General features: G+C 42.0%; 24 protein-coding genes. 2 read left to right on the top strand and 22 right to left on the bottom strand.

Annotated elements, in window-relative coordinates; genetic code table 11:
* Positions 1–9: 9 nt before the first annotated feature.
* Genes rpsN through rpsJ form a run of 15 tightly spaced genes read right to left on the bottom strand, consistent with a single transcriptional unit; the run spans position 10 to position 6,859 of the window.
* Positions 10–315, bottom strand: a complete 306-nt coding sequence (rpsN, locus tag KXV15_RS11310; RefSeq protein ID WP_240008293.1) for a 30S ribosomal protein S14 — start codon at positions 313–315, stop codon at positions 10–12.
* 5 nt (positions 316–320) lie between these two features.
* Positions 321–881: a 50S ribosomal protein L5 gene (rplE, locus tag KXV15_RS11305; protein ID WP_240008292.1), complete on the bottom strand. Its 561-nt coding sequence runs from the start codon at positions 879–881 to the stop codon at positions 321–323.
* A complete protein-coding gene (rplX, locus tag KXV15_RS11300) occupies positions 874–1,191 on the bottom strand; it encodes a 50S ribosomal protein L24 (RefSeq protein WP_240008291.1) in 318 nt (105 codons plus the stop codon). The genes rplE and rplX overlap by 8 nt, the downstream gene beginning before the upstream one ends.
* 1 nt (position 1,192) lies before the next feature.
* The gene (gene rplN / locus KXV15_RS11295; protein WP_240008290.1) at positions 1,193–1,561 is read right to left on the bottom strand and encodes a 50S ribosomal protein L14; all 369 of its coding nucleotides are present in this window, start codon (positions 1,559–1,561) and stop codon (positions 1,193–1,195) included.
* Positions 1,562–1,611: 50 nt separating this feature from the next.
* Positions 1,612–1,851, bottom strand: a complete 240-nt coding sequence (rpsQ, locus tag KXV15_RS11290) for a 30S ribosomal protein S17 (protein WP_240008289.1) — start codon at positions 1,849–1,851, stop codon at positions 1,612–1,614.
* Between the two features lie 11 nt (positions 1,852–1,862).
* A complete protein-coding gene (gene rpmC, locus KXV15_RS11285) occupies positions 1,863–2,063 on the bottom strand; it encodes a 50S ribosomal protein L29 (protein WP_240008288.1) in 201 nt (66 codons plus the stop codon).
* Between the two features lie 15 nt (positions 2,064–2,078).
* A complete protein-coding gene (gene rplP, locus KXV15_RS11280) occupies positions 2,079–2,501 on the bottom strand; it encodes a 50S ribosomal protein L16 (protein ID WP_240008287.1) in 423 nt (140 codons plus the stop codon).
* Positions 2,502–2,515: 14 nt separating this feature from the next.
* Complete coding sequence (gene rpsC / locus KXV15_RS11275; RefSeq protein ID WP_240008286.1) at positions 2,516–3,289, bottom strand: 30S ribosomal protein S3; 774 nt, start codon at positions 3,287–3,289, stop codon at positions 2,516–2,518.
* Complete coding sequence (gene rplV, locus KXV15_RS11270) at positions 3,289–3,669, bottom strand: 50S ribosomal protein L22 (protein ID WP_240008285.1); 381 nt, start codon at positions 3,667–3,669, stop codon at positions 3,289–3,291. The genes rpsC and rplV overlap by 1 nt, the downstream gene beginning before the upstream one ends.
* A gap of 2 nt (positions 3,670–3,671) precedes the next feature.
* Positions 3,672–3,950, bottom strand: coding sequence for a 30S ribosomal protein S19 (rpsS, locus tag KXV15_RS11265; RefSeq protein ID WP_240008284.1), 279 nt, complete (start codon positions 3,948–3,950; stop codon positions 3,672–3,674).
* Positions 3,951–3,954: 4 nt separating this feature from the next.
* A complete protein-coding gene (gene rplB, locus KXV15_RS11260; RefSeq protein ID WP_240008283.1) occupies positions 3,955–4,788 on the bottom strand; it encodes a 50S ribosomal protein L2 in 834 nt (277 codons plus the stop codon).
* Positions 4,789–4,800: 12 nt separating this feature from the next.
* Positions 4,801–5,097 carry a 50S ribosomal protein L23 gene (locus KXV15_RS11255; RefSeq protein ID WP_240008282.1) on the bottom strand — a complete coding sequence of 99 codons (297 nt, stop codon included), beginning with the start codon at positions 5,095–5,097 and terminating at the stop codon, positions 4,801–4,803.
* A gap of 3 nt (positions 5,098–5,100) precedes the next feature.
* Entirely contained in the window at positions 5,101–5,796 is a 696-nt protein-coding gene (rplD, locus tag KXV15_RS11250) for a 50S ribosomal protein L4 (RefSeq protein WP_240008281.1), read from the bottom strand.
* Positions 5,796–6,539, bottom strand: coding sequence for a 50S ribosomal protein L3 (rplC, locus tag KXV15_RS11245; RefSeq protein WP_240008280.1), 744 nt, complete (start codon positions 6,537–6,539; stop codon positions 5,796–5,798). The genes rplD and rplC overlap by 1 nt, the downstream gene beginning before the upstream one ends.
* An 11-nt stretch (positions 6,540–6,550) precedes the next feature.
* Positions 6,551–6,859 (bottom strand): 30S ribosomal protein S10, encoded by a 309-nt coding sequence (gene rpsJ / locus KXV15_RS11240; protein ID WP_240008279.1) that lies wholly within the window; start codon positions 6,857–6,859, stop codon positions 6,551–6,553.
* Between the two features lie 550 nt (positions 6,860–7,409).
* Between rpsJ and KXV15_RS11235 the strand changes: the two genes are divergently transcribed.
* A complete protein-coding gene (locus KXV15_RS11235; protein WP_240008278.1) occupies positions 7,410–8,129 on the top strand; it encodes a hypothetical protein in 720 nt (239 codons plus the stop codon).
* Positions 8,130–8,201: 72 nt separating this feature from the next.
* Positions 8,202–8,591, top strand: coding sequence for an endonuclease domain-containing protein (locus tag KXV15_RS11230; RefSeq protein ID WP_240008277.1), 390 nt, complete (start codon positions 8,202–8,204; stop codon positions 8,589–8,591).
* A 61-nt stretch (positions 8,592–8,652) separates the two neighbouring features.
* On the opposite strand, the gene KXV15_RS11225 is transcribed toward KXV15_RS11230, so the two are convergent.
* The 7 genes from KXV15_RS11225 to KXV15_RS11195 all read right to left on the bottom strand — a co-directional run bounded on the left by KXV15_RS11225 (position 8,653) and on the right by KXV15_RS11195 (position 16,213).
* Positions 8,653–9,423: an META domain-containing protein gene (locus tag KXV15_RS11225; RefSeq protein WP_240008276.1), complete on the bottom strand. Its 771-nt coding sequence runs from the start codon at positions 9,421–9,423 to the stop codon at positions 8,653–8,655.
* Positions 9,424–9,536: 113 nt separating this feature from the next.
* Positions 9,537–11,429, bottom strand: a complete 1,893-nt coding sequence (locus KXV15_RS11220; protein WP_240008275.1) for a CASTOR/POLLUX-related putative ion channel — start codon at positions 11,427–11,429, stop codon at positions 9,537–9,539.
* A gap of 127 nt (positions 11,430–11,556) precedes the next feature.
* Entirely contained in the window at positions 11,557–12,039 is a 483-nt protein-coding gene (gene rpsI / locus KXV15_RS11215; RefSeq protein WP_240008274.1) for a 30S ribosomal protein S9, read from the bottom strand.
* Positions 12,039–12,506, bottom strand: coding sequence for a 50S ribosomal protein L13 (rplM, locus tag KXV15_RS11210; protein ID WP_240008273.1), 468 nt, complete (start codon positions 12,504–12,506; stop codon positions 12,039–12,041). Before rplM ends, rpsI begins: the two co-directional genes overlap by 1 nt.
* 163 nt (positions 12,507–12,669) lie before the next feature.
* Complete coding sequence (locus KXV15_RS11205) at positions 12,670–13,308, bottom strand: hypothetical protein (RefSeq protein WP_240008272.1); 639 nt, start codon at positions 13,306–13,308, stop codon at positions 12,670–12,672.
* 35 nt (positions 13,309–13,343) lie between these two features.
* A complete protein-coding gene (locus tag KXV15_RS11200) occupies positions 13,344–14,732 on the bottom strand; it encodes a hypothetical protein (RefSeq protein ID WP_240008271.1) in 1,389 nt (462 codons plus the stop codon).
* A 137-nt stretch (positions 14,733–14,869) separates the two neighbouring features.
* Complete coding sequence (locus KXV15_RS11195; RefSeq protein ID WP_240008270.1) at positions 14,870–16,213, bottom strand: hypothetical protein; 1,344 nt, start codon at positions 16,211–16,213, stop codon at positions 14,870–14,872.
* Positions 16,214–16,229: the final 16 nt, after the last annotated feature.

Here is a 16,229-nt window from a genome sequence, read left to right as displayed (position 1 = left end):
CTTTTCCCCTTACCAGCTTGATTTCACCATGCCAGGAATTACGCCAGCAGAAGCTAGTTCACGAAGCGCAATACGAGACATTTTAAGTTTACGATAGAAACCGCGAGGACGACCAGTTACTTCACAACGGTTACGCACACGAATTGGCGCAGAGTTGCGAGGTAATGCAGCAAGTTTAAGACGTGCTGCGAAACGCTCATCCATAGGCAGATTTTCATCATTCGCAATCGCCGCAAGCTTAGCACGCTTAGCAGCGAATTTTTTAACCAACGCCTTACGGCGATCATTACGGTTTATTGATCCTGCTTTTGCCATTGGATTTAGTTCCTGAATGGTAGTTTGAACTCAGCCAACAAAGCTTTTGCTTCTTCATTGGTTTGAGCGGTTGTACAAATAATGATATCCATACCCCAAGATACATCTACTTGATCGTAGTTGATTTCAGGGAATACCAAATGCTCTTTTAGACCCATGGCATAGTTGCCATTGCCGTCAAATGATTTGCCGTTAAGGCCACGGAAGTCACGAACGCGAGGAAGTGCAATTGTTACAAGACGATCCAAAAATTCGAACATACGTTCACGACGAAGGGTAACTTTTGCACCCAATGCCATGCCTTCACGAACTTTAAAGCCTGCAATTGATTTACGCGCTTTTGTAGTTACTGGTTTTTGACCGGCAATAGCAGTCAATGCAGCAACAGCAGATTGAATTTTTTTGCTGTCGCCAACTGCTTCACCAACGCCCATATTGATAACAATTTTATCAAGCGCAGGGATTTGCATGTCGTTCTTATAACCGAACTTTTCTTTCATGACTTGGCGAATACGTGCATCGTATTCAGCTTTAAGTCTAGGGATATAGGTTTCAGTTTTAGACATCACCGATTACCTCACCAGTAGATTTCTCAACGCGAACCTTACGGCCGTCGTCAAGAAGTTTGAAACCAACTTTGGTTGCTTTACCGTCTTTACCAACATAAGCAACATTTGAAACAGCGAGAGGAGCTTCAAAAGTTTTGATGCCCGCTTCTTGGGTTTGCGTTTGTTTTTGGTGTTTTTTAACCATGTTAACACCTTGAACAACCAAACGACCTTCTTGCGGAAGAACTTTTGTAACTTCACCGGTCTTGCCTTTATCTTTACCAGCAAGAACGACTACTTTGTCGCCTTTTTTAATCTTAGCAGCCATATTATAACACCTCCGGAGCCAATGAGATGATTTTCATATGGTTTTTAGCGCGCAATTCACGAGGAACTGGTCCAAAAATACGGGTTCCGATTGGTTCGCCAGAGTTGTTAACCAAAACAGCAGCGTTTTGGTCAAAGCGAATTACTGAACCGTCTTTACGTTTAATATCTTTGGAAACGCGAACAACCACAGCTTTACGAACATCACCTTTTTTCACGCGACCGCGTGGAATAGCTTCTTTAATAGAAACTACAATGATGTCACCCACGCTTGCATAACGGCGCTTGGAACCACCAAGAACCTTAATACACATAACGCGGCGTGCGCCTGAGTTATCTGCGACTTCCAGATTTGATTGCATCTGAATCATCGTTTATTTCCTTCTATCGATCCGTATCAAAACAAATATGTCAAAAACAATTAAGCTTTGACGCGATCAACCACTTCCCACCTTTTCAATTTTGACTTAGGCGGGCATTCTTGGATAGAAACCGTTTCGCCAACATTGAAAGAGTTATTCTCATCATGAGCATGATAACGCTTTGTGCGACGAACGATTTTTTTCAAAAGCGGGTGCAAAAAGGTACGTTCAACATTAACAACAACAGTTTTCTCACCTTTATCGCTAACGATAATACCTTGTAGAATACGTTTAGGCATACTCTAAGCTCCTACACTTCTGCTTTCGCAGACTTCTCGTTGAGGATTGTTTTAATCAACGCGATGTCTTTACGAACTTGATTAATGCGATGGGTCTTTTCTAATTGACCAGTCGCACGTTGAAAACGAAGGTTGAATTGCTCTTTTTTAAGTTTGAGCAACTCATCATTCAATTGATCTTGGCTTAATAAGCGTGTGTCTTTAGCTTTCATAGTATTAATAATCCCTTAAGCCACGCCATAATCAGAGCGTTTAATAATTTTGCACTGAATTGGAAGTTTTGCAGCACCAAGGCGAAGTGCCTCAGCAGCGATCTCGTCAGCAACACCGTCGATTTCAAAAATGATACGACCAGGTTTTACTTTAGCTGCCCAATATTCAGGAGAACCTTTACCAGATCCCATACGAACTTCAGCAGGTTTTTGAGAAACAGGAACGTCAGGGAATACGCGAATCCATACTTTACCTTGACGTTTCATTTGACGGGTAATCGCACGACGGCAAGCCTCGATTTGGCGGGCAGTAATACGTTCAGGTTCCATAGCTTTAAGACCAAAAGAACCAAATGTAAGCGTAGCGCCTTTAGTGGCTAGGCCGTGGATACGACCTTTAAACTGCTTACGGAATTTTGTACGTTTAGGTGATAACATTGTTCATAATCCCCCTAAACAGCTTCTGATTCCTGACGGCGACGCGAACGGTTTGGTCTGTCTTCACGATCAGAACGTTCACCACGCTCACGGCGGCCCGCAGGGCGGCTGTCAGTATTTGCTTCATTGATACGTTTATCTTGTGCAAGAGGATCTTGTTCAAAAACTTCGCCTTTGAAGACCCAAACTTTTACACCGATGATGCCATAAGCAGTCAATGCTTCTGCAACACCGTAATCAACGTCACCGCGCAAAGTATGCAAAGGAACGCGACCTTCACGATACCATTCAGTACGCGCAATCTCGGCACCGCCAAGACGACCAGAAACGTTAACACGAATGCCCAATGCACCAAGGCGCATTGCAGATTGCATAACGCGTTTCATAGCACGACGGAAAGCAACACGACGCTCAAGCTGTTGTGCAACGCTTTCTGCAATCAATGTAGCATCGATTTCAGGCTTGCGAACTTCAACAAGGTTTAAGAAAACCTCTGCACCATTCACACGTTTAGCAAGTTGGTTACGAAGTTTTGAAATATCTTCGCCTTTTTTACCAATGATAACACCAGGACGAGCAGCATAAACAGTAACGCGGCATTTTTTATGCGGACGTTCGATGATTACACGGCTGATACCAGCTTGTTTCAATTGCTTTTTAAGGAAAGCACGAATTTCCATATCTTCGTGGAGAAGACGCGCATATTCGTTAGTTGGTGCATACCAACGGCTTTCCCAAGTACGGTTGATGCCTAGGCGCAAACCAATAGGATTAACCTTCTGACCCATTATGCGGCCTCCTCAGTTTGGCGAACAATAATAGTAAGGTTCGAAAATGGCTTGAAAATACGAGCAGAACGACCGCGACCGCGAGTATGCATACGCTTCATAACCAAACCTTTACCAACGAATGCTTGGGCAACAACCAAAGCGTCGATATCAAGATTGTGGTTATTTTCAGCGTTAGCAATCGCAGACTGCAAGCACTTACGAACGTCTAATGCGATACGCTTTGGCGAGAATTGAAGCTCAGCCAAGGCTTTGTCAACTTTAAGACCACGAATAGATTGTGCCACAAGATTTAGTTTTTGTGGGCTTACACGAAGGTTGTTTGATTTTGCAATCGCAGAATCATCGCCAACCGGACGAGGAGTTTTAGCTTTTGACATCCTTATTTCCTCTTCGCTTTCTTATCCGCACCGTGACCATAATAAGTACGGGTTGGAGAGAATTCACCTAGTTTGTGTCCAACCATTTCCTCGGTAATTGAAACAGGAACGAATTTCTGTCCGTTATGTACCTGGAAAGTTAGGCCAACAAATTGTGGTAGGATTGTAGAACGACGCGACCAAGTTTTGACCGCCTCACGACGAGGATTTTCAGCCGCCTTCTCTGCCTTTGCAAGAAGGTAGCCGTCAACAAAAGGACCTTTCCATACTGAACGAGGCATTTAATTAGGCTTTCTTCTGATGGCGACGACGAACGATTAGACGATCGGTCGACTTGTTATTACGAGTCTTAGGACCACGAGTTTTCTTACCCCAAGGAGTAGTAGGGTGACGGCCACCAGAGGTACGACCTTCACCACCACCATGAGGGTGGTCAACCGGGTTCATTGCAACACCGCGAACGGATGGACGAATGCCCAACCAGCGTGAACGACCAGCTTTACCGCTATTTTCGTTCATTTTGTCTGGGTTAGAAACCGCACCAACTGTTGCCATGCAATTGTCAGGGATCAAACGAAGCTCACCAGAAGAAAGACGAACTTGCGCATAACCAGCATCACGACCAACTAATTGTACATAAGTACCAGCAGAACGTGCGATTTGCGCGCCTTTCATAGGCTTCATTTCGATGTTGTGGATGATTGTACCAACCGGAATTGACTTAAGAGGCATTGCGTTGCCTGGCTTAACGTCAACTTTTTCACCAGCTACAACAGTATCACCAACGCTTAAACGTTGAGGAGCGATAATGTAAGCAAGCTCACCGTCCTGATATTTAAGCAAAGCGATAAATGCAGTACGGTTAGGGTCATATTCCAAACGCTCAACAGTCGCAGGAACATCCCATTTACGACGTTTAAAGTCGATAATACGGTAAGTACGCTTGTGACCGCCACCTTTGCGGAACGCAGTAACACGACCCAAGTTGTTACGACCACCTGATTTAGTTAAACCTTCAGTCAAAGACTTTACAGGCTTACCTTTATAAAGGTCCTTACGGTCAACGATCACCAGTTGGCGACGTCCTTCCGAAGTAGGTTTAAAGGTCTTTAGTGCCATATTCCCTAACTCCTATAAACCGGTTGAAATGTCGATTGTGTCACCTTCGTTTAAGGTAACAATTGCTTTTTTGAAGTCAGAGCGTTTGCCGATTTGACCACGGAAACGTTTGATTTTGCCTTCAACGCGAACTGTGTTCACGGCTTTCACTTTAACTTTGAAAAGCGCTTCAACAGCTTCTTTGATTTGCGGTTTAGTCGCAGTCAAAGGAACTTGGAAAACAACTTGGTTGTTTTCAGTAAGCATAGTTGCTTTTTCAGTGATAACCGGAGCAAGGATAGCGTCATAGTGACGAGCATCAGTAGTCATAACCTATGCCTCCCCTTCTTCTTTTTTAGCAGCTTTTTTCGCAGGAGCTTTTTTAGCCGGTGCTTCTTCAGCAGTAGCAACAGCAAAGCGTGCGTTAACAGCTTCTAGTGCATCTTTGGTAAGAACAAGAGTTTTGCGTTTCAAAATGCTTTCAACATTCAAACCAGCAGTTGCAAGAACGTCAATGTTCATGATGTTACGTGCAGCAAGTTTGAAGTTTGCATCAACCACAGCACCGCCGATGATTAGCGCATTCTCAAGACCAAGAGTTGCAAAGTTTGCTTTAAGTTCTTTGGTTTTAGGAGCAGTCAAAGCAGCAGTATCAAGGATAACCAAAGATTCTGATTTTGCTTTTGCAGAAAGCGCCATTTTTAGGCCCAAAGCGCGGAATTTTTTGTTCAAGCTATGCGCATGTGAACGCGGGTGCGGACCATGTGCAACACCACCACCACGGAAGATAGGAGCGTTACGAGCACCGTGACGAGCGCCACCAGTACCTTTTTGCTTGATTGATTTTGAGTGAGAGCGAGATACTTCACCACGGTTTTGTGTGTCATGAGTACCAGCGCGACGGTTAGCTTGTTGCCAACGAACAACGCGATAAAGCACGTCTGCACGAGGCTCAAGACCGAAAATAGCATCATCAAGCTCGATAGAGCCTGCTTTTTTGCCGTCTAATTTAACTACGTCGAGTTTCATTATTCTTGACCCTCTTCAGCAGGAGTTTCAACAACTGGAGCTTCTTGAGCAGGTGCAGCAACTTCACCAAACTTACGGGTAGCCGCAGGTTTAGGAGCATCAGCAGGAATAGCTGATTTGATTGCGTCTTTAATCTCAACCCAAGTACCTTCAGCACCAGGAGTTGCACCTTTTACAAGGATAAGACCACGAGCAACATCAGTGCGCACGATTTCAAGGTTTTGAACAGTCACACGTTCTACGCCGTAATGACCAGCCATTTTTTTACCTTTGAAAACTTTACCTGGATCTTGGCGCTGACCAGTAGAACCATGTGAACGGTGAGAAAGAGATACACCGTGAGTAGCGCGAAGACCACCAAAGTTCCAACGTTTCATCGCACCAGAGAAGCCGTGACCGATTGTGATAGCCGCAACATCAACCATCTGACCTTCAACAAAGTGATCAGCAGTGATTTCAAGACCAACATCAACCAAGTTTTCTTCGGTTACGCGGAATTCTTTAAGCTTGGCTTTAGGCTCAACATTTGCTTTCGCGAAATGTCCACGTTGCGGCTTAGCAACGTTTTTAGCTTTACGAGTGCCTGCACCAATCTGCAAAGCAACATAGCCATCTTTATCTAAAGTACGCTGAGCAACAACTTGGTTGCCTTCAAGCGCAAGAACAGTAACAGGAACGTGCGCGCCGTCGGCTGCGAACACTCTTGTCATACCAATTTTCTTAGCAATAATACCAGTACGCATTGGTTTGTCCCCTAGATCTTAATCTCAACGTCAACACCAGCCGCAAGGTCAAGCTTCATAAGAGCATCAACAGTTTGCGGTGTTGGGTCAACGATGTCTAGAACACGTTTATGTGTGCGGATTTCAAATTGCTCGCGTGACTTTTTATCAACGTGCGGCGAACGGTTTACGGTAAAACGCTCAATACGAGTCGGCAAAGGAATCGGACCGCGAACTTCGGCGCCGGTACGCTTTGCAGTAGAGATGATCTCTTTGGCACTTGTATCAAGTGCACGGTGATCAAATGCCCGTAATTTGATGCGAATGGTCTGTGTTGCCATTTTCACCCTCTTTTTGCAAACCCCTATGGTTTGCCCCAAACAACTAAAACGACATTAAAGCAAGCGGTCTTTTGACCACCGCGGTCATGTCGCACGAAAAAACAAATTTGCTTAAAACTTAAATCCCGACCCAATCAGTTGAGCCAAAATAAAAACCGCGCATTTCAAAGAAAAGCACGGCCCAACTGATTTAGCGATTTCAAGAAAATAGGTCAAACAGACAATTGCGTTTAAAACGCGTCTCTTATAAGTTTGAAGGTTTAAAACCTTTTGGCATCATTATCGGCGATGACCAACCCTAATTTCTTGAGAACGCGTCTGAATTGTCAAACAGCAAAAACCAAAAAGTCTTTGTTTGACGGCAATTCACAGCCAGTTCAAGCAAGATTGGGCTGCTATATATAAGAGAGATTCGTTTGTCAAGCCTTGATATGTAATGAGCTTATGACACACAACAGTAGGAGATTTATTTGACAATAATAATGGATATAAATAAACATCACAACCTTTAAGTTATTCACCACACATTCAAATCTATAGCGAGAAACCTATGTTCAAAAAACTTATTTTTACAATCATAATTTCGCTTTTAATTCCATCTGTAAGCATTGCTGGCTCAATTGAAAAATTGAAAGAAGGCTATGGATATGTCGTTATTGCTATTGATGAAAACAGTCCAGCACATGAAAAAAACTTATTTAATTCTCCATTGATTTTAATGTTTCAAGGTTTGAGAATTATGAAGTATGATAGCAATACTAAAACAATTCCTGATGTCAGCTTACTATTTAGATCTCCAAACGAAGTAACTTTATTTCAAATTGTTGATAAATCGAATGGGAAAAGGTATTGGATTGGACAAATGAGAGAAAACGATGCAGCAATTGCAATGTTTCATTACAGATTTCTTTGGGGAACATGCTTCAATAGTGGAACAAAATATTTCCATGTTAAACAGGGTGAATTTAATCTAATTGGAAAATTAGATACTTCATATTCGTTTAGAGAAATGCAAAAAGCCGCGGATGAAGGAAAATTACCACAAAGCGTCTCTCGATATAGTAATATTTCAGTATTATACGATACTGAATTAAAGGGTTTTACTACGGTTGAACAATCTCCAGAAATAAAAAATGAAGTTGATGCCTTTCTAAGCGAATACCTTAAAAAGCCTATTATTACAGTAGCCCCAACAGTTGAAACAATTGGTTTCAACATAGGCAAAACAAAAAAAGGTGAAACTTCGTGCTTTAGCTATCATAAAGAATAAATGAAAATAGTTATTTAGGTTACAAATAATCCCCCCTTCCCCTTCCCATAGAAATCCGCTATTCACGCCCACATGAGAAAAGCACCGAAAAAATCTGACGATGAATTTAACGTTTCCGGTCGGCGTAATATGCGCAACCAGCCAACCAAGGCCGAATTTAAAATGTGGTCGATGATAAAAGACAAGGCATTGGGCGTTAAATTCCTTCGAGAAGAAAAAATTCAAAAAAGCCGCAATGATATTGGTTATTTTGCCGATTTCGTTTGCTATGAACGCGGCCTTATTGTCGAGGTTGATAGCCCAGAGCTTGAGACACGCGCAAACGACACCGAACGCAACGAATATTTTGAATATTGCCGATTTGACGTTCTGCGCTTTAAGGACAAAGACGTCCTTTCAAACCCCGGCGCAATTCTTGAGGTTTTGAAAGAAGCCACCAAATCACCGCATCAATTAGATTAAACTTGCCGTCCCTCACTAAGTTCGGGCAAGTTTGCGACAGCATTGCTATGTAAGAGACAATTTACCTCAAATAAACCGCCTCAAATTTGGCAAGTGGTGCCATGCGTGCCTTGTTAAGCTGTAACGTATCGCCAACGATTGTGTAATTATCGGCCTGTGACAAGACATTATAGAATTGTTGTTCGGTTTCCATGTCTTTCATACAAAACATTTTTGTTACCGCCATTTGCCCGAAACTAATCCGCCCCATGTCTTTGGCAGTATACGAACCCATCATACGATTACAGCCGGACGATCCATTCACGCTGCCATCGGCTTTTAAAATCATATATGGCTCAGACGCTGTTGGCTTTACAGGTTGCCCATTAATCTCAACCAATTTCCAATATGTTTCGGCAAGTGGTGTGTCAGCAATTTTTTGAAGTACAAACATTTTCGCCAAATCGCCGGTTATCACCTTCCCGTCCCCATCAAGCCAAGTGATATGATTCTCACCGACCTTTAGGCGCATTCCATCGGCCATAATCGTGCTTCCATCTTCGGACCATGAAAATTTGCCATTTTCGGTAAAGACCTTGTCGTCGCCCTTGCCCAAATATTTGGTCTGGGATGTATAGGTTCCATCTTGCTTAAGCGTGATTACGGTATCAATGCCTTCGCAATCTGCACACGGCATTGTACCTTTGTACGCGCCCGCCCAATCAAGCGAATTCTTGCTATTATGCGCCATATCAGCCACCGGTTCAGTTTTTGCAATTGTGGTGCACGCAGCCACACCAAGCATTGCCAATGAAAGAAGCGCGCCGTTAAGAATAATTTTTTTGAATGTCATATCACCACCCATTTTTAATAAATCATTTTACCAAAACACAATGAACACGTGATGAATTATTATTATGGCGAATTAAAGTCGTTTAAATCGCCATAAAATAAAAATGGCATAAATTACCCTTCGGATAGAACGATTAACTTGTCATTCTCATTGAATTGAACTTTGGCAGATTTATCAGGGTTAATAACCACGCCGCCCAAATTGCGCGCATCGTCAACCACACCAGCTTTACGATAACCAATTGCGACCTCACCGCGCGCCAAAGCCGCTTGAGAAAGGGCATAGAAATCAAGCGAAGTATCGGTTTTTACATATTCACCGATTGGCTTAACATAAATCTCTGAGCCTTCTTCATCCAGAAGATCCTTGAAGATTTCTTCCATATTCGGGTTCTCTGATGCCTGGGCCAACATCAAGCTAACGATTTTATTGCTTACAACAAAATCATCGGCACGCGTAATTTCGGCAAGTTCACGGTTTCTTATATCAATCATCTCACTGACAACGGAAATATGCTTTCCCGCAGCTTCGGCAATTTTTCGGATATTAAGCAATGTGATTAATGTATTGGTATCTGCAGCCTGTGCAGGCAAATCATCGCATAGCCCCAAAACTAATACGTGGTCAAATGCTTCTACCCCAAGCTCACTAAGGGCTTTTTGGCTAGTTGTATCAACCCCAACCACATTGATTTTTAGGTTTTTACCACCCGCAGGCACATTTACATTGCCAACCATATCTTCTGGAATTGCGATAACCAATTCTGATCCCTTTGCTACGAATAGCGCCAGCTCATTAACAATGGTCTCACCACGATGGTTCCAACCAATAAGCAAAGTTTTTTCTGCCTTTGCGGTAATCTTTTTAACCGGTAATATCGCATCGCTTTTCACAATTTCTTTGGTCGTGAATTTAATTGCGGCATCGTCATCGGCGATTATTACCAATTCATCATCGGCGGTAATTTTATATTCTTTATCGGCATTAAGGGTAATTTGTTTACCACCAACCTTAACCCCAATGGGCGTGCTTTTTTCATAGCCAACAATTGCTTCGGCAAAGGTTTTTCCAATTGCATCAGGCTGTTTAATACAATAAATCTCACAGCCTTCAAAATCTAATAATTCGGAATAGACTGCGGACAATCCGGTTTGGCGGCACGATTGCACAATAATCCGTGAAATAAAGTCATCGGCAAGGATAACCTGCACCTCTTCACCGCCAACGGTTTTGGCAACATCAACATTTTCCTTATTTCTAATTTCGGCGGCAATTTGAAACTTTGCTTCGCGGCGCTTTGGATTGTGGACAAGTGCAAGTATAGATTTGATTACGTTTGAATCTGGGTTTTCAACCTCTGGCGAAAGCACGATAACGGAACGGCATGTTTCGGGATTGGCAATGCCCAAATCAAACAAATCAGTCGGATCACCAGAGCGGCAGATAATTTGTGTATTACCCAAATCTTCGATTTTATCTTTTATCTCATCTTCCATCTCAACCTTGTCTTTATCGGCAAGGATGACGATGGCCGGCTTGGTGCGACTTTGGTTCGCAATCACAAGTTCGGAGATAATATCAAAAACCGAAGGCGACCAATTAAGAATAATGGTATGTTCATTTTCAAGAACACGAGACCGCCCTTTGCGCATTTCCTCTAGCTTTGCATCAAGGCCAGAGCCTAAAATTCCAATCAACGCAGAAAAAATGAAAACGCCGACAATGGTTATTACAAATGAAACTAGACGGAACATCCAGCCAGTATCACCACCGATAACGCCAGGGTCCATAGCGCGCATCAAAGCGCCCCATAATGCCTCTGGCAAAGTGAATTTTTCGCCGCCATCAGGGAATATGCCAAATATCGTTATGATTGCAGCGGAAACAACAACAATAAATAATATTACAAGACTTAACCAGCCAATAAGCCCCATTGGCCCCGCAGCCATACTTTTATCAAATGCGTATGATAGTTTTTCACGCAAGCTATATTGTTGTTTATTCATCACGACCCCCAATATTCATTTTATCTTTATAATGAATTACTTAAATGGTGAAGTGATTAAACTGCAACACAAAATAAAACGCCCCCGAATATTCGAGGGCGTTTTGAATTTGATTTGAATAACCAGATTAACGTTTTGAGAACTGGAAAGAACGACGTGCTTTTGCGCGACCGTATTTTTTACGTTCAACAACACGGCTATCACGAGTAAGGTAACCATAAGGTTTCAATACAGCGCGAAGAGCAGGCTCAAAGCGGGTAAGAGCAGTTGAAATACCGTGACGAACCGCACCAGCTTGACCAGAAAGACCGCCACCTTTAACAGTTGCGATTACGTCAAATTCAGTTGCGCGGTTGGTAACTTGCATAGGTTGGTTGATAACCATGCGAAGAACCGGACGTGCAAAATATTGCTCTTGGTCTTTGCCATTGATGGTGATTTTACCGGTACCGCGTTTTACCCAAACACGAGCAATCGCGTTTTTACGTTTACCAGTTGAATATGCGCGACCCAAAGAATCGATTTCTGGTTCACGAACAATAACTTCAACCACTTGCTCATCTTTGCCAAGGGTTGCCAAATCTTCTAGTGAATTAACTGTATCAGACATTATGCGCCCCTTACGTTTTTGCTATTCATTGATTTGAAATCAACGTTGGTTGGGTTTTGCGCTTCGTGCGGGTGTTCAGCACCAGCATATACGCGAAGTTTTTTGAATTGATCGCGTGCAAGTGGAGATTCTTTAGGAAGCATACGAAGAACTGCTTGTTCAAGAACGCGTTCTGGGAAACGACCGCCAAGGATTTTAGCAGGTGAAGTTTCTTTGATACCGCCTGGGTGACCAGTGTGGCGGTAATAACGTTTGTTTTCCATTTTTTTGCCGGTAAATTTAACTTTGTCGGCATTGATAACAACAACAAAATCACCAACATCAGCATGTGGGGTGAAATCAGCGCGATGTTTACCGCGAAGACGCTTTGCAATAAAAGTAGCAAGGCGACCAACAACCGCACCATCAGCGTCAACCACAATCCATTTGCGGTCTGCTTCAGCGGTTTTTGCACTTTTTGTGTACATAAAAACTATCCTATGTTTAAAACAATAAGCCCGCCAAAATGACTTTTGACGGCTTGTGTGAGGCGCATAAACAAGATTATGATTCTTTTGTCAACACCCCTACTGTTTTTGCAATAAAAACAATAGGTTAGCTTTACGGTATTATAATACCTTATTATAACTTCTATTTTTCGTATTCAAGACCAATTGGATTCTTATTCAATTCAACCGCCACCGCACCGCGATATTTAGAAAGGGTTGGGTTAAATATAATTCCATTTTTATTTTCACTGATTGTTACACGTCTGCCATCGCGTAAAATGGCAACGCCCGATGACGTTCCAACAAATTTAACCGAGTTAAGTTTAGGAAGCGCCAAGGACAAAGCCCCCGCCAATGACATTGTGGAATTTAAGTCTGATAATGCGTCATTAATTTGGGCAATTTCATAATGACTATTTAGCGGAAGGTTCGGCTTTGCATCGATCGTGATGCCACCCTTACCTACTGCGGCAATTTCAATTAATCCGTTTTGCATTTGATCAAGGTTCGGCGCAAATAAAATCTTCCCAGACTTGTCGTACGGAATTTTCAATCGCTGATTTTTATAGATTAGATTGAAGGCCTTTATATTGCCGCCATTATTTATCAGATAATAATCCACCTTGATTGCATTCTTTTTATCAGGTGGAAGCTTTAGGAACTTGTCATAATACGCAAAAACCTTATCTGGTTTTAGGGTTTTTACACCATCGGCAAATGCGGGACTAATATTTGCGCAAGCAAATATAAACGAAATAGCTACTTTATAAAAAATCTTCATAAAACTATTTCATATAAATATTTGCAATCTGCAAATTAATTTTGTTTGAGGAAATTATAAGCCTTTTTCCCGCGCCATTCCTGCCAAACAATCCCAATCACCAACATCACAGCAAATACCATAAGCCATGATACACGCGCTTGGTAACGGTCAAACAGACCCGATGCAGCGGCACAGATGAAATTATTGCCCATAACAAAGACAATTGTGAATAATGGGAATAAATATTTATTATCCCTTACACGTGGCAAGAATATTATTGCCGCAAGAATGGTTGCCAAAAGCGATAATGGATAAACAATATTATCAATCTTTTTAATGGCATCATAAGGAAGCCCGTCACTTGCCTGTGCCGAATATAAAAAGTCACGGCGCACTTTTTCGCCATAAACCTTTTTAATATAATGCGGCAAATTATCGGAAATCACAGATGAATTTATTTCTACCGCCGGCGTATGCTTTTCAAATGATTTCACAAATGACATTAACGCCTGTTGCGCAACTTCTTTTGGGTAGGTTGCGATGGTGTTTTTAACAATCTCTTTTGCCTCATTACGATAAGCGCTAAAACCGCGCATTTTCATAACGATTCCCGTTCTGCTCCAGATGAATTCATTAACGTCGGTTGGCAGAGCCTTGGCAAATTGGCAAATTTTAAAATCAGCATCAGGGCAAGAATTCAAAATATATTCTTTTGCTGACCCCTGTGACACAAGATTGGCAAGCGTGAACACAGGCGAAGCAGGCGAAAGGCTAAATGTCTTAAAATAATATTGGTTTATTGCCATAATTGATCCGGCAGAAACCGAAAGCAATATTAAAGGCAATGCCACAGGCTTTAGGGCCGAAAGAGCAAAGCCAGAGCGCGCCCATTTAAAGAATGCCGCGAATATTATAAGCCCTGCCCCCAAATAAATATTGGTAATGTGTGCCATTGCCGCGAAAATCGCCAATACCCAAAAATAATAATAGGTAAAGCGCGGTAAAGTATCGGAATGAAACAACAATAAATAAAGGGTAAGGAACAAAATTGGCGTAAAAACATCCGCCATCATAAAGGCACTAAAATATGGAAGGCTGGTAATAAGGGTTAAAACCAAAACCATAAGTGCCAATAAACCATAATTAACTTTGCCAAAAATGCTTTTGGTTACATAATAAAGCAAATGGGAAATTATAAGCCCTTGGGCAAAAGCGATAAGCCAGATATTGTCAAATAGTGCGCCGATTTTGGCAAACCAGCCATAGACAGGCAGACGGTAAAACCTTGGCAATGCCGCAAGATAATCCGCAGAATCCTGAAAGATAAAAGGGAAACCATTAATAATGGCTGGCATGGTCATAATTGTTGCGCACAAAAGCATTAATAGCGCGCGCTTAAAATTATTCATTAACCAAGCATTATCCACCAAAGCGGACTTCATTCATTACTCCCCCAACATCGCAAAATGCGGCGCTGCACAATTTTGCGCCTATTCTATCATTTTCACGACAAAATCAAGAGAAATATGCGATTTTCATGCCAAATTTTTTGCCAAACTGTAATAATTTGAACAATAGATTACCTTTTAGCCACTTTTAATGGCGTTTTACTTATAATCAACATTGCCAAAACTTGTAATAAAGCCAGCACCATAAGCCATGAAACCCGCGATTGGTAACGATCAAAAAGCCCTGACCCAACCGAACATAAGAAGTTATTACCACATATAAAGGCAAACGTAAAAAGTGGTAGCAAGTATTTATTGTCCCTATATCTTGGAACCAACCAAATTGTGGCAATTATAAGCAAACCCAATGAAGCAGGATATACCACGTCGTCAATTGTACGGATTAAATGATGCGGAAACGTGCCATTTGCCTGTGCCGATTTGAGAAATTGTTGTTTTGCGCCATTCCCAAAATAATGCTCCAACACAATTGGGAAATTTTCCTTTGTGATACTATTATCAATCTCCGCGGCGGGTTCGTGAACAAAAAATGATTTTACAAATGAATCAATGGCGATGCTGGCAACCTCTTTTGGGTATTTAACAAGCGCTTTCTTAACAATGGTCGCCGCTTCTTCATTTAGGGATTGAAAGCCACCCATTCGCATAACAATTCCATCTTTACGCCAAATAAAATCATTAACTTCGGACGGTAATTGATTGGAATATTTACAAATTTTATAATTTGCATTCGGACATACTTCTTGCAAATATTTTTTTGCCGGCCCCTGTGCCACCAAATTGGCAAGCATATAGGTTGGTGCAGATGGTGAAAGCGAAAGGCTTTTGAAATAGGTCACATTAACAGCAAGCAAAACCACAACCGCCGACATAAGACCGCCAATTACGAATGCCAGTCCAGATAAATGCCTACGAAATTCGCCACGCGCCAATTCAACCATAATCATAAGTATCAATAGCCCGGCGCCAAGATAAATATTTGAAACATGCGCCATTGCAGAAAATGCAAATATTACCAATAAAATGATTTTTGTGACCAAATCTATTTTATCTTGATAATAGGCCAGAATAAAAAAGCTAATAAATAAAATCGGCGTAAAAATATCGGCGATTATTAGTGATGAAACAAATGGTAGGCTTGAAAACAAGGTCAACATTACAATTTGGCCAATATACCAAACTACCCGCACCCTATCCCACATCACTTTATTTAAATAGTATAATACATATGCCACTGCGAACCCCTGTATCGCAGGGATTAGCCATATATTACCCATTTTACGTAATGTGCTTGCAAATGCGCCATATGCCGGCGGACAAAAAATCCGCACATGGCCACCAAGATAATCAATCGTGTCCATAAACACAAATGGAAAACCGTTTATGATGGCCGGAATTGTAATTATCAAAGCCGCCAAAGCAATCATGGAATATTGTTTGAATATCTTATTCAAAATATGCCCCCGCATA

Origin of the sequence: Pseudaquidulcibacter saccharophilus, assembly GCF_019455445.1 — a bacterium.
Classification (GTDB): Bacteria; Pseudomonadota; Alphaproteobacteria; order Caulobacterales; family Aquidulcibacteraceae; genus Pseudaquidulcibacter; species Pseudaquidulcibacter saccharophilus.
The sequence above is the reverse complement of the archived record's forward strand: the minus strand, read 5'-3'. Positions and strand labels throughout refer to the sequence as shown.